Source organism: Corynebacterium dentalis (assembly GCF_900232865.1).
GTDB classification, from domain to species: domain Bacteria; phylum Actinomycetota; class Actinomycetes; order Mycobacteriales; family Mycobacteriaceae; genus Corynebacterium; species Corynebacterium dentalis.
The window spans coordinates 159,268-177,277 of record NZ_OCTS01000003.1 but is presented as its reverse complement, the minus strand read 5'-3'; the positions used below and the strand labels follow the sequence as shown (position 1 = coordinate 177,277).

Sequence of the window (18,010 nt, the reverse complement as noted above, 5' to 3'; positions counted from 1 at the left end):
CGAGTATGGTGAGAAGCACCATGGTTGAGAAAGCTGATGGTGAGGATTTCACCGGAACCGCCCGCGCGCGCCTGCGTCACCTCGTGCGCCGCAGTCCTGGCGTGCGCGCTGCCGCCAATAACCTCAGTCGCATGGCCCCGCGCCAGTCCATCATCCGCGTCCGCGAGACTTTGATCTTTGCCATTCAGTGCGCCATCGCCGCTGGTCTGGCGTTCTGGACTGCAGAAAATATCTTCGACCACCACAATGCTTTCTTCGCGCCGATCGCCGCCGTCATCAGCTTGGGTGTCTCCGGCGGTCGCCGCACGCGCCGCTCCTTCGAGCTGGTGCTCGGCGCCACCGTAGGTGTGGGCGTGGGCGACGTGGTGATCCACTTCATCGGCTCTGGCTATTGGCAGGTATCCGTGGTGGTGTTCATGGCCATCATCGCGGGCACGTTTGTGGATCGCGCGGGTATGGTCGCCATCCAGTCCGCCTCCACTGCGGTGTTGATCGCCACGATCATTCCGCCGGGCACGTCGGGGGCTTTCGACCGAATGCTCGACGCCCTCGTCGGCGGTTTGTTGGGCTTGTTTGTGCTGGCCACGATTCCGAATTCCCCACTGCGCCCCGCGCGCCGGGAGATGGCCACGCTGATTTCCAAGGCCACGCTGGTCTTGGATGACGTTGCCGCGGGCATCGAGGTGATGGACGTGGAAGTCATCTCCGAGGCTTTAGAGACTGCCCGCGGCACCCAGACCAGCGTGAATGTCATGCTTTCAGAGGCCGGCGGCGGCTCGGAAGTGGTCGCGCTCTCCCCGATTTATTGGACCGCCAAGCGCCATTCGCGCTCCATGACGCGCATTCTAACGCCCGTGGATAACATCATGCGCAACACCCGCGTGCTCACTCGCCGCGCGGGGATCATGGTGGGCGATAACGTCCGCCCGAAGGAGGAGCTGATCGCGCTGATCCGCGGCATTTCCAACGAGCTGGGCCACCTCGGCGCTCTGTATGAGCGCGGAGGCACGCGCGGTACTCGCGAGGAGATGCAGGAGATCCCGGAGATCGTGCACAATCTGCAGTGGCTCGCCGCGCAGGCCAGCCCGGCGTTGGCGGAGGGCGCGGGCCTGTCCGGCACTGTGGTGCTGGCGCAGTGCCGGAGCATCATCGTGGACGCCCTCGAGGTCTGCGGGTTTTCTCACGAGTCCGCGATGGCCGCACTCGTCCCGACGGTGGAAACGCCTCGGCAACCGCCCGAAGTGCGCGGCTGGGAGAGCTAGTTCCGCACGAACTGCCCGTCGCGCAAGTGCCGGTAGAACGTCACGGATTTCAGCGCGCGGGGGTGCGCCAGGCCGTCGCGCGTGACCTGCAGGTCAACCCCTCCTGTTTGCAGCGCCCGTCCTTCCAGCACCGGCGGTTGGATGTTTTCTTTCCGACGCCAGCGCGTCCACCATCCACCCTTCTTGTTCTCTGGAGCGGGCAGCGGAACCGCGACGAGCCCTGGGGCGCCCATCGTGGGCATCATGCGCAGGCCGTGGGTGAAGGCGGACATCTGCGCGCGCTGCGGGTCGTAGTTGTACAGCACACTGGAATCCACGATCGCCTCGCCGATCATCTCCCCGCTCGCGCCATTCGGGCCGGTGATCTCTGCAGCTCCGAGGACTACCTGGCCGTGATCGTCGCGAATCAAAGTGGTGGGGCGAACCGCGGATTCGAGGGCGAATTGTAGGTGTTGCTCGGGGTTGGCGTCGGGAAGAAGACCCCAATTCCGGGCGACCGGGGAGGTGTCTGGGAACAAGGGGATGAACGCGACCTGGACCCAGAGGGCATCGATGCGCATGAGTTTGGCGACGATGGTGGCCAGGGCGGCGTCGGAGCCGTGGACGATGAGGCGGACGCGCTCGGTGACTTCGTGCGGGTCTGGCTGCGGCGAGCCGAGGTGTGCGACGTCCGGCTGCGTGGCGATGTCCTCCAGGCTGGGCGTGCTGCCGCGGACGAAGCGGGTGGGCAGTTCGTCGAGGAATTTCAGATCGCGGCGGCCGGGGAGGCCGGGGAGGTCGAAGGTGCGGACGTCCTCGTGCCCCAGGCCTGACGGGGCGGCGAGGGGCCGGACCGGGGAATCGCCACAGAACACGTAGAGGAGCATGCTTCTGATACTAGGGCGGGGCGAGACAACTCGGTAGGGGGTGCGCGGCGGGCTGGCAGGATCTGGCGTGCGGGTTGTGCCGATGCCGTAGAATGAACAAACGTCTATGGAGGGCGCGCGTTTTGTGCTGCCCTTTCACCATGCTCGAGCTTGTAAGGACGTGTCTGCGCTCATGGCAGCAATCATTGTCGTCGGTGCCCAGTGGGGCGATGAAGGTAAAGGCAAGGCTACCGATATTCTCGGTGAGCGTGTCGATTACGTAGTCAAGCCTAACGGTGGCAATAACGCTGGTCACACTGTGGTTGTGGGCGGCGAGAAGTACGAGCTGAAGTTGCTTCCCGCGGGCGTGCTTTCGGAGAACGCGACCCCCATCATTGGCAACGGTTGCGTGGTGAACCTGGAGGCGCTGTTCGAAGAAATCGAGGGCCTGGAGGCTCGCGGCTGCAGCGCGTCCCGGCTGCGGGTTTCTGCGAATGCGCAGCTGGTGGCGCCGTATCACGTGGCGATTGACCGCGTGGCGGAGCGATTCTTGGGTAAGCGCGCGATCGGCACGACGGGTCGTGGCATTGGTCCTGCGTATGCGGACAAGGTCTCTCGCGTGGGCATTCGTGCGCAGGACTTGTTGGATGAGTCCATTTTGCGGCAGAAGATTGAGTCCGCGCTGGAGCAGAAGAACCAGATTCTGGTCAAGATCTACAACCGTAAGGCCGTGGACGTGGAGGAAGTGGTGCAGTACTTCCTGTCTTTCGCCGAGCGTTTAAAGCCCATGTTGATCGACGCCAGCACCGAGCTGAATCTTGCTCTTGACCAGGGCAAGAAGGTGCTCATGGAGGGTGGCCAGGCGACGATGTTGGACGTGGATCATGGCACGTACCCGTTTGTGACGTCGTCTAACCCGACCACCGGTGGTGCCTGCGTGGGCTCGGGTATTGGCCCGACGCGCATCACTGCTTCGCTGGGCATCATCAAGGCCTACACCACGCGTGTGGGAGCGGGACCGTTCCCGACGGAGCTGTTTGATAAGTGGGGCGAGTTCCTGCAGACCACGGGCGGCGAGGTGGGCGTGAATACGGGCCGCAAGCGTCGCACGGGTTGGTACGATTCCGTGATTGCTCGCTACGCCTCCCGGGTCAACGGCTTCACGGACTTGTTCCTGACCAAGCTGGATGTGCTGACGGGCATTGGCGAAATTCCGATCTGCGTGGCTTATGAGGTGGACGGCGTGCGTCAGGAGGAGATGCCGATGACGCAGACCGAGTTCCACCACGCCACCCCGATCTACGAAACCATGCCGGCCTGGGATGAGGACATCACAGAGTGCCGCACGTTCGCTGACCTGCCGGAAAAGGCGCAGGATTACGTCAAGCGCCTAGAGGAGCTGTCCGGCTGCCGGATCTCCTACATCGGTGTGGGGCCGGGCCGTGATCAGACCATCGTGATCCACGACGTGCTGGAGAGCTAGCTAGTCAATCCGTATGCGAGCCCGGCTAGGCAGGCCAGGCTCGCGAGGGCGGTGAGGGTCTTGATCTTGGAATTGCCGTAGGGATCCGAGAAGTGTTCGACGAGGGCGACGATCACGAAGATGATTGCAGCGATGACGAGCAATATTCCGCTGAGTATGTGGATGAGGTTTGACATTAGGAGTATTCGTTTTCAAAGAGCATGGTGTGGGGTGTCTCAGCCTGAGAAGGCGCTCTCCGCACTGAAGGAGTGGAGTGTGCTCGCCCCTCCAAATCGTCCTTGGCTGTGGTCTCGACCGTTATTTCGGTGTCCAAGAGTCCTGTCGTCAGGGTGCCACCGCCCAACACCTAATGAATAGCGCTGGTGATCTTTGAGCGGAAGTCTAAAGACGGAAGAGAGCGGTCAGTCTGCGAGCGAATCGACGTAATCTTGGAGTTCTCTGGGCCGCGCCTCGATTGCGGAGCCCCATATCTCCACCGTGCCATCCGGGTGCACACCTGCGGGGCAGGTGCCTGTCATTTCCGAATCGGGGAAAACGTAGATCACTCCGGAAGGGGCGCGGTAGACATTGGGGCGAGTATCCCAGCCGAAGCGCTTCTTCACTGTGGCCCTCGCTGACTCAGTACTAATCATCTGTTGCTTTCTTCCTAATCGTGGCGGTTCGCCGAGTATGCAGTGCAGAGAGTCCAGGGGGAGTCAAGCTTTCCTGCATCAACATTATGAGATTTTTGATTTGAGTAGCGGTATATAGGAATTACGCTGCTTTTTCGGTGTCTTTGTTCCTATTTAAAATTTCGCTTCCGTGACCCTTTTTGGTCGGTAGCTTTGCTGTGAGTTGCATCCTTGCGCGAACCGGGTACGCACACCTTGCCCGTCCTTATGACCGCGAAGGTGTGAACCTCAGCGGCCCGGCGGTGAAGGCGAACGCGCGTGAGCGGTCTATGGCTAACCTGCGGAAGCTGCAGGCGGTGGATAGCCGTCTCGGGGATCAGCGGCCCGTGTGGCCGAAGGTGTAGCGGATGAAAGTTCCGGAGACGATGACTAGCGGCGCGGATCCGAAGGTGGTGTTCGGGCCGGAGGTGACGAACCGGCTGGTTGCGCACACTGTGTATGGGTGGCGTGATCGTGACCTGAAAGGCTTTGGCCGTGTGCCTCATACGGAGTCGGTGCGGATGGGCCACACGTGGGATACGGGGCGTGAGGGAGCGTCGAGGTTCCCGACGGATTGGACGGAGCAGGATATTGCGGACGCGTTGGTAGTGACGGTGGAGAACCCGGACCGAGTTGATGGCCCACGGGAGTCGAAATGTATCCACTTCAAGCAGGTCAGGGGCGAATGAGTTAAGGTTTCCTATTCCTTAAATGAGGGTAAGGTGTATTCCTGCGATCTTGGTTGCCTATCCCGTTGTTAAGCCCCCGAGGAAGAAGGTGAAGGATTTTCAAGACCGATGAGGAAGCGTACGAGTGGCTTGACGCGCTCGTCCCTGCTTCCGTAGACCGCGATTACTCCGAACTTTCCCGGGGTGCAGGTGAAGTCGAGGATGGTGTGTTCGAGCTCGCGCTGCAAGCGTCTTATGAAGGCTACTGCCTCTTGCTGCGGTGGAGCGTATCGAGAAGGAGTACCCCGGGGCGTGGGTTATTGAACTCCTCCGAAAAGACATTAAGGACGGGACGAACCCGACCGCCACCGCCGAGGCTTAGACTCCTGCTCTAAGATCACCAGCGCTTCTCACTGGGCGCTGGGCGGCAACATCCAGCCGAAAGCCCGCAACCCATAGGGGCGCGATGGGGTGCCGCAATAGCGACAACAATCACTCCCGGCATGACAGGTAGGGCGGAGCAGTTCCCGTTTCTCCGGTGCGGTGCCCAATTGGGCCGGATGTGCGTTTCTCACGATGCGGCGAGTCTCCGTTTAAATGATTCGGAAGGAGACTGCGGATCCTTCGCGACCGTGCGCTCGGGATTATCCCTGCCAATGCACGGGAACTGGCACTTGACCTGGGATCATCCTCGCGTGAGCGGGGAGCACAGCAACAGGGGCTGGAGTGATCTCAGCGACTGGGGATCATCCCCGCGTGAGCGGGGAGCACCTGGCCTGCGCTACATGGAGGAAATCGCGGACGGGGATCATCCCCGCGTGAGCGGGGAGCACTGGGAAGTATGCGACTGGTGGTGTTCTCCCCGGGGATCATCCCCGCGTGAGCGGGGAGCACTCGTACTTGTGCGCAGCGCTCCCGCTAGCTCCGGGATCATCCCCGCGTGAGCGGGGAGCACACGTTCCGCATGTCCTGGACCGTGGACGATCTGGGATCATCCCCGCGTGAGCGGGGAGCACATCTTAGTGAAGCTAACTCGTCATTCGGCACTGGGATCATCCCCGCGTGAGCGGGGAGCACCCAAGTCGTTCAGTGGGGCGACCAGTAGCGGTGGGATCATCCCCGCGTGAGCGGGGAGCACTCCATACGGTCAGCGGTCGTGCCCCACGCGCCGGGATCATCCCCGCGTGAGCGGGGAGCACCAGGAGTCAGGATCATTCCGATGCTCTTCCGGGGGATCATCCCCGCGTGAGCGGGGAGCACGCGCCGATCTAGCTCCGAATCGATGCGGGTAAGGGATCATCCCCGCGTGAGCGGGGAGCACGCGCACACGGTGGAGGTAGACGGAGTACCGCTGGGATCATCCCCGCGTGAGCGGGGAGCACGCGCACACGGTGGAGGTAGACGGAGTACCGCTGGGATCATCCCCGCGTGAGCGGGGAGCACGTTCCATGCTTTGCGGCATTTTTATGCGTCGAAGGATCATCCCCGCGTGAGCGGGGAGCACTAGAATACGAAGCCTGCCATTCATTCTTGGCCGGGATCATCCCCGCGTGAGCGGGGAGCACCATGATCCCCCATATTTGCAGGGGCATCGTCTGGGATCATCCCCGCGTGAGCGGGGAGCACCTGAAGCAGGAGCACTCGCGCCTGTGGGCGCTGGGATCATCCCCGCGTGAGCGGGGAGCACAACAACCTTAAGAACGGTCAGAATGTGGGGCCGGGATCATCCCCGCGTGAGCGGGGAGCACGATGGAGTGCCCGCCGCAGCATTGGAATCCCAGGGATCATCCCCGCGTGAGCGGGGAGCACAGTCTGCTGTGTATGAGGTTGTGCCTACTAGCGGGATCATCCCCGCGTGAGCGGGGAGCACTGAGTTCTTCTCGCCAACTGGCGGACGTATCGCGGGATCATCCCCGCGTGAGCGGGGAGCACGCCCCTGCGCTCCATGTCTCCCAGTCATCGGTCGGATCATCCCCGCGTGAGCGGGGAGCACGCCCCGGTAGGAGGCTTAGGCGGCCCGTGCCAGGGATCATCCCCGCGTGAGCGGGGAGCACCCAATTTATAGCCTTTTAGCAGGTGGGATGGGGGGATCATCCCCGCGTGAGCGGGGAGCACTTCTACTGTGCGTATGGCGTTGAATCGTACTGGGGATCATCCCCGCGTGAGCGGGGAGCACACCTCATAGGACTCCACAACAGACACGAGCCCGGGATCATCCCCGCGTGAGCGGGGAGCACCTAGGCAACACACAGCCGGGCGATGGTAGACGGGGATCATCCCCGCGTGAGCGGGGAGCACACGCCTTCAAGGTCACCACGGTCTGCCAGTGCGGGATCATCCCCGCGTGAGCGGGGAGCACAGGAGCGAGAACAATGAACCCATCCCGTTCAAGGGATCATCCCCGCGTGAGCGGGGAGCACATCATGCTGAACCGGCGGTTGAACTGCGAGTCGGGATCATCCCCGCGTGAGCGGGGAGCACATGCGTACCGCGTTGGCTGGTGTGGTGAATTTGGGATCATCCCCGCGTGAGCGGGGAGCACCGCACAAGCGTGAACGGCACGGACTACATCGGAGGATCATCCCCGCGTGAGCGGGGAGCACTTATCGCGCTGCATCAACTGTGCGATGCCGTAGGGATCATCCCCGCGTGAGCGGGGAGCACCTTCTTTATGCGTCCCTATTTGTGGGATACCACGGATCATCCCCGCGTGAGCGGGGAGCACAACCTCATTGCCCAGTCAGCATCGACTGGATCAGGATCATCCCCGCGTGAGCGGGGAGCACCACTACATCCACACAGGAAAGAAAGACCATGCGGGATCATCCCCGCGTGAGCGGGGAGCACCGCGGAGGGTAAGGCTAAGGACTCTGAGACGAGGGATCATCCCCGCGTGAGCGGGGAGCACAAGCCGCACAGCCACACGCGGTGTAAATCTACGGGATCATCCCCGCGTGAGCGGGGAGCACCTTCTTTATGCGTCCCTATTTGTGGGATACCACGGATCATCCCCGCGTGAGCGGGGAGCACCACTACATCCACACAGGAAAGAAAGACCATGCGGGATCATCCCCGCGTGAGCGGGGAGCACCGCGGAGGGTAAGGCTAAGGACTCTGAGACGAGGGATCATCCCCGCGTGAGCGGGGAGCACAAGCCGCACAGCCACACGCGGTGTAAATCTACGGGATCATCCCCGCGTGAGCGGGGAGCACGGCGGCCCTGCTGCTGGCGCTAACCACCCACAGGGATCATCCCCGCGTGAGCGGGGAGCACCCAAATAATCGTCAGTCAGAGACAAATCACCCGGGATCATCCCCGCGTGAGCGGGGAGCACCAGACCAATATGATGCGACAAAGACGCGGACGGGGATCATCCCCGCGTGAGCGGGGAGCACGACTATGGAGACGGGTACATCACCAAAGCAATGGGATCATCCCCGCGTGAGCGGGGAGCACGGATCGAGGCGGTGTTGGGGTCTGCTGAGCAGGGGATCATCCCCGCGTGAGCGGGGAGCACGGAGTATTCCCTGATCACGGGCCGTGGATTGTGGGATCATCCCCGCGTGAGCGGGGAGCACCTTTTCGGGGTGTTCCGTTTTTGCCTGTGACTGGGATCATCCCCGCGTGAGCGGGGAGCACGAAGAACAGCAATCGCACCACAGACTCTAATCGGGATCATCCCCGCGTGAGCGGGGAGCACGCGACGATGTTTGCCACCACGCCATTGCCAGCGGGATCATCCCCGCGTGAGCGGGGAGCACGCCCGTGGCGCTGCAGCAGGTGGTATGTCCGCGGGATCATCCCCGCGTGAGCGGGGAGCACATGCCTGACAATGCCGAAGATCGAGAAGATCTGGGATCATCCCCGCGTGAGCGGGGAGCACGCCTGCTGCGGGTATGAATATTGACCAGTTGAGGGATCATCCCCGCGTGAGCGGGGAGCACGCATGAGATTGAGAAGCTGCAGCAGCAGGTCGGGGATCATCCCCGCGTGAGCGGGGAGCACTTCAAGGGAACCAAAGACCAACTACGCGCCCTGGGATCATCCCCGCGTGAGCGGGGAGCACATAGGTGTGCTGCTCACTGCCGTGTTCGGCTGGGGATCATCCCCGCGTGAGCGGGGAGCACACCGCAGGTTGGGTTTGGTTCTTATCCCACTGTGGATCATCCCCGCGTGAGCGGGGAGCACCAGAGGTTTGAAAAAGTAACCAAGGCTGGGGTGGGATCATCCCCGCGTGAGCGGGGAGCACCTGCCCGGCTGGAAGCAGTGGGGCAACGGCGACGGATCATCCCCGCGTGAGCGGGGAGCACAAAGTGTAAGCCTTGTCGCCACCGTCAGCGAAAGGATCATCCCCGCGTGAGCGGGGAGCACCCACCACCCATCCACAACGCCATACACAAAGGGGGATCATCCCCGCGTGAGCGGGGAGCACACTTCTACCGCGTCGATTCGCCACGCGATCGACGGATCATCCCCGCGTGAGCGGGGAGCACTTCGCTTCGAGTCTGACACTTCCGCTCCTGACGGGATCATCCCCGCGTGAGCGGGGAGCACCTCGGTCGTGGTTTGGACACGCTGAAGGGCTGGGGATCATCCCCGCGTGAGCGGGGAGCACACAACAAGGGCATTAAGAGGGCATGGAACGCCGGGATCATCCCCGCGTGAGCGGGGAGCACACTAGCGATGACTAGCCCCTCTGAAATCCACTGGGATCATCCCCGCGTGAGCGGGGAGCACGCATAGGCAATATGGCGGGCGCTACTGCGCAGGGGATCATCCCCGCGTGAGCGGGGAGCACAGGAAACCGCACACCCAAAAAATGCGCGCCCGGGGATCATCCCCGCGTGAGCGGGGAGCACAAGGAGGGCAAACAGAAAAAGAATCTCTACTCGGGATCATCCCCGCGTGAGCGGGGAGCACACAACCCCGGAGATGCAGAACGCTGCTCGTTGGGGATCATCCCCGCGTGAGCGGGGAGCACGAGAAGGCCGGTTCCTACGATGACCTCAACGAGGGATCATCCCCGCGTGAGCGGGGAGCACTGGGCAATACCCGTGATCTCCGCAGACGAAGCGGGATCATCCCCGCGTGAGCGGGGAGCACATATTCCGTTCACGATGGCGCTCGCCCCTGAGGGGATCATCCCCGCGTGAGCGGGGAGCACTGGTACCTGAATACCTGTAGTTTTTTACCATTGGGATCATCCCCGCGTGAGCGGGGAGCACTTGGAGCGGATGGAGATCACCACCACTGACGGGGGATCATCCCCGCGTGAGCGGGGAGCACTGTAGCTGCCATATGGGCAGGGGATCACGGGGGGGATCATCCCCGCGTGAGCGGGGAGCACCCAGCCACACAGGGTCGCCGCGCCAGTTGGGTGGGATCATCCCCGCGTGAGCGGGGAGCACTCTGCTCGCACTGGCATCATGTTTCGCGTCTCGGGATCATCCCCGCGTGAGCGGGGAGCACCATTGGGGTGTGCCCTCCGGGGGTCGGGGTGTGGGATCATCCCCGCGTGAGCGGGGAGCACTCGGGCGGTTCCACGCTGCAAGAGATCACCACGGGATCATCCCCGCGTGAGCGGGGAGCACAGGGACATGGGGGTTACTTCCTTATGGGTTGGGGGATCATCCCCGCGTGAGCGGGGAGCACTCCGCACATGGTGGCGACGCCGGTGCGGGATAGGGATCATCCCCGCGTGAGCGGGGAGCACCAGCCTAGCCCCTCCGCCACATGGTGAGTGTTGGGATCATCCCCGCGTGAGCGGGGAGCACTGAGGCCTGGAGATAATGGCCAACACAGGGGTGGGATCATCCCCGCGTGAGCGGGGAGCACGCCTGATCGACCGCAAGCATTCGACGGGATCGGGGATCATCCCCGCGTGAGCGGGGAGCACCTTGCGGGATTCTTCCTCCCGCTTCTGCGAACGGGATCATCCCCGCGTGAGCGGGGAGCACGGGGCGGCGTACTCCGGTTCAGGCGCGTATGCGGGATCATCCCCGCGTGAGCGGGGAGCACCCCTTAAGCACATCGGACATGCGCACCAGGTCGGGATCATCCCCGCGTGAGCGGGGAGCACCGCCGCCCGAAACGCCGTTTCCCACTGGGATAGGGATCATCCCCGCGTGAGCGGGGAGCACGGATGATGCAGGGATTGTGTTTGATCAGGAGGGGGATCATCCCCGCGTGAGCGGGGAGCACTCGGAGTCCGGGCACGGCGACGAAGCGGGCGTGGGATCATCCCCGCGTGAGCGGGGAGCACGACCGATGAGGAGAAGGCTCAGGCGTTGGCTGGGGATCATCCCCGCGTGAGCGGGGAGCACCCATCAAATCCTCAGTGGAGATAGCGTCAGGCGGGATCATCCCCGCGTGAGCGGGGAGCACCGAAGGTTGTTAAATGCCTATCAATCAGCGCTAGGATCATCCCCGCGTGAGCGGGGAGCACGGCACGATGACTGGCGATACTTCTAGATCGTGGGGGATCATCCCCGCGTGAGCGGGGAGCACTTCGAGGATGGCGTCCCAGAAATGATCAGCCAGGGATCATCCCCGCGTGAGCGGGGAGCACATGCTCGCTGCATGAAGATCGCTTCGAAGATTGGGATCATCCCCGCGTGAGCGGGGAGCACGTGGTCGAGCGCAAAAGTACTTTCATCGAGCAAGGATCATCCCCGCGTGAGCGGGGAGCACTCTGCCCAGTAGTAGGCACCCATACCTGCCTGGGGATCATCCCCGCGTGAGCGGGGAGCACAGACCAGGGCTGTGGCGCTGCATCACGTCGATGGGATCATCCCCGCGTGAGCGGGGAGCACACTAAATGACCAGCGTGTATTCGATCCCAAATGCTGATTTTACTTCACTTTCGCTTTCGTCTGGCGTTCGCCCTTCTGCGTGAAACATGTGACCAACCTGCCTTGGTTTTGCTAGGTGCTGAGGCAGCGGGTCGAAGTGGCAAAATCAGACCATCGAAGTCCCTCATCTCCCATTGAGAATGGTGAGTGCGAATCGCAAAACCTTGTTCCTGTGTTGAGTCTGGGTAGGTCATGACTGCTTTACCAGTCGAGACATTCTCCCGAACTAAGTTCCATAGATTGTCTCGAACTCTCGCATTCACCTTCCCTACGAATACATTGGGGTGTACCTCGAACAGCCATCGGGTGAGGTGGCCTCTCAACTTTTGCGGGACTACCGAAACAACTAGCGTGATCACATTTCACCAGCGCCCTCTGCGTAGTTGTGGCCACTGACAGCATCTTCGCCTTTTTCATCCCAAAGCGAAACGACGTCAGCAAGGAATTCGATTTCTTGCTCATCGGGTTCCAGTAATAAGTACTTAATATCTTGAGTAATTCTCGCAACAATCTTTTCTTGCTTGAATTTATCCCTCATGCGTCGGCGCACAACTGCAGATAGATCGAGGTTTGTTTCTTCTCCCTGGTCGTATTGAGCGATTAGTTCAAAAGCCACGGAGGTTGCAAGTTCAGTTTTGTATAAGTCGGCAATGTCGAAGACAAATCCACGATCATGACCGTTGTGAACAAAGCCCAGCCCGGGCGAGCATCCAAGCGCCACAATCACCGAATGTGAAACGCCGTAAACACAGGTATTTGCTGCTGTGAGCGCTTGATTTATTGGGTCTGAATTTCCGAAATCATTTGGATCGTAATCTCTTTTCTTCCATTCGACGCCAAACTCGCGTGCTGACTCCGCGTAGATCTTGCGAACTCGCGCACCTTCTTTTCCGCGTAGTTGCTGCATAGTCAGACCAGACGTGTCTTCACCGGGAAAGCGCATGTCGTACATTGCGCGTGCAACATCGAGTCTTTCGCGTCGGTTAGATACTTTGTGGGCCTGCGCTTCCAATAGCCGATGGGTACGCGCAAGTGGCCGTCCATGGGCGTAGTATCGGACGCCTTCTTCGCCTACCCACACCATCGAGCAGCCGGATTCAGCTGCAACGACGATGGATTGATGGGTTACTCGCGTTCCTGGACCGAGGAGTAAAACTGCAAGGGCAGAAACTGGAACATGGACTACTCCGCGCTCGTCAGTTGCAGTTAGAGCGCCTCCATCTCGGCCGAGTGTGCAGTGCTCGAGATACAAAAATGATATTCGGTCTTCAGCCCTATTGAGGTCTTTGGGCTGGGGCGGTGGTAGGCCAATCACGGTGTCACTCTTTGTATCGGCGCCAATGTGAGCAGGCCGCAACCGTAGGCTTTTGCTTTCCCAACTCCCTCAACGAGTACTCGTTGTAGTTTCTGTGGGTCCGTCACCGTGAGTGTTCCCTCAAAAGTGCAAGAAATAACTGTGATTCGGTTTCCTTTGTTTGGGAATTCCAATTTCTGACTTTTTGTCACTATTGCGGTGGGCTCATCGACAGATTTCCCAAAATCTGCACCCATTTCCTCTGCGCGGGAAAGTAACCACTGGAGTTGATTGCGTGGACCGATTTCTGCCTTTCGCCGTTTTTTTCCGTTGGTGTCGGTGACAGTTCGGGTGGGGTTTGCCGTGAGCTTGAAGTGGTACTGCTGTCCGGCCATCAGCCGGTCGAGTAGTGCCGAGTAGTCACGTGAATCCCAAGTTTGCTGCTGTGACCAACCCGCTTGCTCCTGAAGAACTTCAAAGGATGGGACTTGCGGAGTAACTGTGTAAAGCGTTACTTGGTCAGCTTCCTTTTCAATTCGCCACAAAGAGCGCCGTTCAGCCAAAGGATCAGAGTGATACGTGCATTCAACGGCGGCATGCAGCATTTCAGGGTTAGCGAGAAAAGCACGGGTCTTTCTTCGATGCGGATTTAGGTACATACGCGATAGGTACATCAGATGCCTCCTAGTAACTGCATCGGATTGTGACTTCGGCTTTCGTTTGCAGAAGCTTTGCCTTCTATACGCACGAAGCCATGCACCACAGGGCGGAGGTTGTACGCGCGCTGTGACGTCGAAAAACTAAGAGGGGTGTCTCTCAACAGATTTTCGGCAGATTCACCTGGCAAAATATCCCTAGTAAAAGGCAAAAGTGCACCTTGAGTGATACGAGGATCATTCTTGGAAACCAGCCATTCTGCATTTTGCAGTCCTTTTTCCAAGGTGCCCTCGGAAATGATTCCCTTGATAGGACGCGAAGTGGGGCAAGAGCGCCGTCCAAGGAACAGGGGGAACGCAGGCGATGCAAGTGCGTGAGCTAAGTCCTCGAGAAGCAACCGTTGACCTTCAAATATCGCAGTGAACTTTGCATCCTGCAGGTAATAGCGATTTGTCAACGGCTTACTTTTTGATGTTTGCCAATCAGTCTCGGTCTGGAAATCACGGAGTACAGTGCCAGGTGAATCGACTCGAACTCCAAACCTGAGGCCGGCAAGGTCGGTGATGTCAGTTTCGCGCGATCGGCCTTGTGCAGCAGCCAGTAACCCAATTACTCCCGACTTTGTTGGACGGGATTCTGTCTCGCGGACAGTGAATCTTGAGGAACTTCCCCAAGATTGTAGGGGACCCTCGAGTTGAAGTGTCAGGGTGGTCATTTCTTGAGCACCTCAGCGACTCCAGCGACTAGGTGATCGAAATTCACTGGGGAGGAATTTGAGGTGAGTAGTTCGCGTGCCTCATCAGAGGTCACCGTTTTGGTGGACATATGCAGGCTGTTATCAGCACGTTGCCCGTATTCATCTGACACAGCTTCGCGGTACTTTGCTAGGGCATCGATGGAGTTCTTGATTGCCGAATCTCCGGTCTCGACTGCAGCTTCGAATGCGTTGACTAGGGAATATGGCTGTTGTTCCCCAACTTCGGCCAAGACGAGGTCCGGGCGGGTGCGATTGGCAAAAGTATTGACCTTGCCGGTGGGCATGCTCAAGGTGAAAGCTTTGATGAATGCGTCAACACATCGAACCGCTGCATCCTTGTCGCCGATGTTAGAAACCAACTGATCAAAGTTGATACATGCATAGCGGTACAAAGTCGAAGAGACGAATTCCACAGTGCCGATCATGCCAGCACCCGCATTGTCCTCGGGGGCAAGGTCGTCTACAGCTGTGAAGTAATCAAATTCCGCATTGGCACCATGAGTAGAAATTGCGTGCATTACCTGACATGCAGCATCGGTATTGAGCTCAGGTGCATTAGCCAGCATGCGACCAAAGAGGGAGACATCAAATGCCTGCTCTTCTTGAAATGCCTCGCGAATCGCCTTCTTGGTCGGCTTTTCTCCGTCAGCCAGAAGAATTGCGAGGTCCGCCAGCGCATTGATCTCAGAGCGGGACAAGAAGATCAAATATTCCGACTTAGGGAGTGGTTCGGCGGCATCAATATCAGCGTCCTTGGCATCCTTTGCCTTCTTGAGTTTCTTTTCGTTGATCTTGAAGCCAGCCTGAGTGAAAATATCTTGCGCATACTTCACCGCAAGTTCGTCTTCAATCTCGCGTTTGGACTGAACAGCTTTGGCAATTTCGCCAACTACCTCTAGGGTGCGGACACCGAGTTCAGAACGATCCAAGTGATCAGAAAATTCATTGCGCATTGCGCGCTTCCAGGCCTGACTTGATACGCGGTGACGCTTGACTCCGCCAAACATTGCGGACTTGGGTGATCCCGTGTCGTCGCGGTTGATGCAGGATGGGGGAACAGATTGGAGAGCGTGGATCTGGATGAAAGTGGTCATGATTAGGTCCCTTTCTGGGGTTGTAGTTTAGAAAACCGATAGGTTGAAGACTCTGATTGAGAATCCAGTGAGGTCGTTAAAGGGGTGAACCCTCTGGAGTGACATTGGATGTTTCGTCATCGTCCGTATTGTGGATCGGACGAGTGTATAGCTGGCGGCTCCACTTCAAGCGGACTCCATTACGATGCCCCTCTTGGGAGAGCCACCAGAGGTCCTCCGAAAGTTGCCCGTAATCAAACGGGATAGATTCAGTACGGAGCTGCTGAATTAAGCCACGAAGGTGAACGGAAATTTCGTCGAGAGTATCCGCAGTCAACAGAGCTTTGATTCGCCTCATCAGGGGACTGTCGTCTACTGTCTCCACACCAGTGGTCATCACGAATTTTTGGAGTGCAGATCCAAAACCAATCCCATTTTGATGCACGGGACGGGTCGCGGATTGAGCGTGTAATGCGAAAAGAGAAACCGTAAGGTGAGCGATGTTTTCGCCACGACTAGGGTTGTTTCCAGCGCCTTCGAGTCTTTCGGGGAGCCCTGCAAGAGTGATGGCGTAGACATCAGGCACCGAACCGGCTGGCTTTCCTACCGCGCGTCGGAGATTGGCAGTATCTCTGAGCGCGGAAGGGGCACCACTTTGGAGCCTTTCTTGAAGGCGGGTCACTTGTTGAGTGACATGCGCTCTCAATTCTTGCGACGGTCTTGAATTATTCATTGCTTTCTCCTGATAGATCTTGTTTAGATAATTCTTTTCCTATGGCTTCGCTAAGTGCGTAACCCAAGAATTTCTCGGCGGTTGCGGCATTTATACGTTTGTCATCCACCAATCTTCCGTGCCACACTTGGAGACTTTGCTGGGAGAGGAGATTGCTTGCTACTTCGCGGGCCAGTCTCTTTAGAAACTGTTGCCAAAGTGACATTTGCTCATCGAGTGCTACTCCAGGCTCTAGCTGGAGTAGCCACTTTCTGAATTCCGGGTCGACTTCTGAATAGAAGCGTGACCGCACATCTTCGACTTCAGCGTCGCTAAGTTCTCGTTGCCCGACTGCAGCACGGAGGTTTTTGTAATACCGAATCAGGGCGTAAGCGACTCGATCTGTCATCGATACGGCCAATTGGGCGCTTTTCTGTAGCTCTACCTGTTCATCGTTCAGGAGAGCCGACGGGACAGAAATGTGATCTGCGATGATGTTGGCGTACGAAGATGAATTAGCTCCGTACTCCATAGACATCATGCGAATGTGGATCGGGTAAGTCTCCGCCAGAATTTCTTCTCGCAATAGAACAGAAATCCAGGACACGGTGCTGGCCGGCCTTTGTAAATCGCTTCCCTGGCCGATGCCCTTTTGGACCTTTGGGGGATCATTGTTCGGCAAGATTCCGTTGAGCGAACGCCACAGTGCTCTACCCTGCTGCAGCTGAAAAGGCATATAACGCGGGGTTTTGTACTTTTTTGACTGAGGCTCGCTGAAACGCCATGGCGTCATCTGTTCTACTCCGTGTTGAACGACATGTCCGACTGGATCGCCATTTGCCACAAGGCAACCAACTGCTTGTCCATTGTTCCACTTGATGCGGATTCGTCGCTGCTGCCACGTGAACAGTTCGATGGGGCCGTTTGCAAAATTCTCTGCGTCTAGGCCACCAGAGTAGTGAGAGGATTTGACGGGTTTCTCATCCAGAGGAGTTTTTTCCCAAGGCGGAAGGTCTTCGTCAGTTTCATGAGTTGATTGGCCGTCAAAGTTCTCCATCGCGATGTAGTTCAAAAGAATGGTCTCGTGAAGGTTCCTTCCCTCCACGATTGTCGCGCCTATCCAGCCTGCCCAGCCGGTCCCGATAGGGTATCCACGCCCGCCTTTCACTCGAGGATCGCCGACTGCACCTGATTTGATGCCCGAAAAGTCCCAAGCCATGGTCGTGATAAGCATGCGTGCTGCTAGCGCGGGGGTGGCTGCTCGCAGGTCAGTCGCCATTGTGAAGAGAGACCCAGGCTCGGCGACATCTGGAAACAAGAGACTAATAGGCTTCCATTCATTGTTGGAAGTGTGAAGATTCGCGACCTGGAAAAATGGGGTGACAGAGTCCATGATGTCGAATCGGTCGTGAACCTTGTTGGAATAGGCGACAACTTCGGTATCGAGGAGACTTGAAGCTTTCCATTTTTCTTCCCAATGATTGAGTGCATCGTTCAGATTTTCCGCCTTCGACTCCACCCAACTTCGATGAAGGATCGCGAGCAGAATTCTGAGCAGAGCAAAATCCGTTAAGGGAAGCTCAGTGGCCAGAGATGAATAGCTCTTTGAATTTTCAAATAGTTTGAGGATGCTGACCGTATCAATTTCTCCGTCTACTTTACGGACGGAGATCCAAGGTTGATCCATCAAGTTGAAGGAATGCATGACCCTACTTTCGTAATGATTTTGGGACTGAGAGGACTGTTTATAATCTGAA

Annotated in this window: 12 protein-coding genes and 1 CRISPR repeat array; of the genes, 2 read left to right on the top strand and 10 right to left on the bottom strand. The window is 58.7% G+C overall.

Translation table 11 applies throughout. The features are described from left to right. The first annotated feature begins 20 nt into the window (after positions 1 to 20). On the top strand, positions 21 to 1,262 hold the full coding sequence (locus CS919_RS03870) for an FUSC family protein (protein ID WP_099298177.1): 1,242 nt from the start codon (positions 21 to 23) through the stop codon (positions 1,260 to 1,262). Here CS919_RS03870 and CS919_RS03865 read toward each other — a convergent pair. Further along, on the bottom strand, positions 1,259 to 2,128 hold the full coding sequence (locus CS919_RS03865; protein ID WP_200818335.1) for a hypothetical protein: 870 nt from the start codon (positions 2,126 to 2,128) through the stop codon (positions 1,259 to 1,261). The genes CS919_RS03870 and CS919_RS03865 overlap by 4 nt on opposite strands. Positions 2,129 to 2,300: 172 nt before the next feature. Here CS919_RS03865 and CS919_RS03860 point away from each other — a divergent pair, with 172 nt between their 5' ends. Beyond that, positions 2,301 to 3,590 (top strand): adenylosuccinate synthase, encoded by a 1,290-nt coding sequence (locus tag CS919_RS03860; protein WP_099298291.1) that lies wholly within the window; start codon positions 2,301 to 2,303, stop codon positions 3,588 to 3,590. On the opposite strand, the gene CS919_RS03855 is transcribed toward CS919_RS03860, so the two are convergent. The 9 genes from CS919_RS03855 to casA all read right to left on the bottom strand — a co-directional run bounded on the left by CS919_RS03855 (position 3,587) and on the right by casA (position 17,958). Continuing rightward, a complete protein-coding gene (locus CS919_RS03855; protein ID WP_099298176.1) occupies positions 3,587 to 3,766 on the bottom strand; it encodes a hypothetical protein in 180 nt (59 codons plus the stop codon). The genes CS919_RS03860 and CS919_RS03855 overlap by 4 nt on opposite strands. A gap of 225 nt (positions 3,767 to 3,991) precedes the next feature. Continuing rightward, the gene (locus CS919_RS03850) at positions 3,992 to 4,222 is read right to left on the bottom strand and encodes a hypothetical protein (RefSeq protein ID WP_099298175.1); all 231 of its coding nucleotides are present in this window, start codon (positions 4,220 to 4,222) and stop codon (positions 3,992 to 3,994) included. 1,367 nt (positions 4,223 to 5,589) lie between these two features. Beyond that, positions 5,590 to 11,721: a CRISPR direct-repeat array (repeat unit 29 nt; unit sequence GGGATCATCCCCGCGTGAGCGGGGAGCAC). 44 nt (positions 11,722 to 11,765) lie between these two features. Next, positions 11,766 to 12,119 (bottom strand): type I-E CRISPR-associated endoribonuclease Cas2e, encoded by a 354-nt coding sequence (gene cas2e / locus CS919_RS03840; RefSeq protein WP_099298173.1) that lies wholly within the window; start codon positions 12,117 to 12,119, stop codon positions 11,766 to 11,768. Further along, complete coding sequence (gene cas1e / locus CS919_RS03835; RefSeq protein ID WP_099298172.1) at positions 12,116 to 13,075, bottom strand: type I-E CRISPR-associated endonuclease Cas1e; 960 nt, start codon at positions 13,073 to 13,075, stop codon at positions 12,116 to 12,118. The genes cas2e and cas1e overlap by 4 nt, the downstream gene beginning before the upstream one ends. Then, entirely contained in the window at positions 13,072 to 13,728 is a 657-nt protein-coding gene (gene cas6e / locus CS919_RS03830; protein ID WP_099298171.1) for a type I-E CRISPR-associated protein Cas6/Cse3/CasE, read from the bottom strand. The genes cas1e and cas6e overlap by 4 nt, the downstream gene beginning before the upstream one ends. Continuing rightward, positions 13,728 to 14,426: a type I-E CRISPR-associated protein Cas5/CasD gene (gene cas5e, locus CS919_RS03825; protein ID WP_099298170.1), complete on the bottom strand. Its 699-nt coding sequence runs from the start codon at positions 14,424 to 14,426 to the stop codon at positions 13,728 to 13,730. Before cas5e ends, cas6e begins: the two co-directional genes overlap by 1 nt. Next, positions 14,423 to 15,562 (bottom strand): type I-E CRISPR-associated protein Cas7/Cse4/CasC, encoded by a 1,140-nt coding sequence (cas7e, locus tag CS919_RS03820; RefSeq protein WP_099298169.1) that lies wholly within the window; start codon positions 15,560 to 15,562, stop codon positions 14,423 to 14,425. The genes cas5e and cas7e overlap by 4 nt, the downstream gene beginning before the upstream one ends. Positions 15,563 to 15,638: 76 nt before the next feature. Beyond that, positions 15,639 to 16,274 (bottom strand): type I-E CRISPR-associated protein Cse2/CasB, encoded by a 636-nt coding sequence (gene casB / locus CS919_RS03815; RefSeq protein WP_099298168.1) that lies wholly within the window; start codon positions 16,272 to 16,274, stop codon positions 15,639 to 15,641. Next, a complete protein-coding gene (casA, locus tag CS919_RS03810; RefSeq protein WP_099298167.1) occupies positions 16,267 to 17,958 on the bottom strand; it encodes a type I-E CRISPR-associated protein Cse1/CasA in 1,692 nt (563 codons plus the stop codon). The genes casB and casA overlap by 8 nt, the downstream gene beginning before the upstream one ends. Between the last annotated feature and the right edge of the window lie 52 nt (positions 17,959 to 18,010).

Excerpts from the sequence above, each read along its gene's own strand:
- CS919_RS03870 (WP_099298177.1), top strand. The coding sequence starts at position 21 with ATGGTTGAGAAAGCTGATGGTGAGGATTTCACCGGAACCGCCCGCGCG.
- CS919_RS03865 (WP_200818335.1), bottom strand. The coding sequence starts at position 2,128 with ATGCTCCTCTACGTGTTCTGTGGCGATTCCCCGGTCCGGCCCCTCGCC.
- CS919_RS03860 (WP_099298291.1), top strand. The coding sequence starts at position 2,301 with ATGGCAGCAATCATTGTCGTCGGTGCCCAGTGGGGCGATGAAGGTAAA.
- CS919_RS03855 (WP_099298176.1), bottom strand. The coding sequence starts at position 3,766 with ATGTCAAACCTCATCCACATACTCAGCGGAATATTGCTCGTCATCGCT.
- CS919_RS03850 (WP_099298175.1), bottom strand. The coding sequence starts at position 4,222 with ATGATTAGTACTGAGTCAGCGAGGGCCACAGTGAAGAAGCGCTTCGGC.
- cas6e (WP_099298171.1), bottom strand. The coding sequence starts at position 13,728 with ATGTACCTATCGCGTATGTACCTAAATCCGCATCGAAGAAAGACCCGT.
- cas5e (WP_099298170.1), bottom strand. The coding sequence starts at position 14,426 with ATGACCACCCTGACACTTCAACTCGAGGGTCCCCTACAATCTTGGGGA.
- cas7e (WP_099298169.1), bottom strand. The coding sequence starts at position 15,562 with ATGACCACTTTCATCCAGATCCACGCTCTCCAATCTGTTCCCCCATCC.
- casB (WP_099298168.1), bottom strand. The coding sequence starts at position 16,274 with ATGAATAATTCAAGACCGTCGCAAGAATTGAGAGCGCATGTCACTCAA.
- casA (WP_099298167.1), bottom strand. The coding sequence starts at position 17,958 with ATGCATTCCTTCAACTTGATGGATCAACCTTGGATCTCCGTCCGTAAA.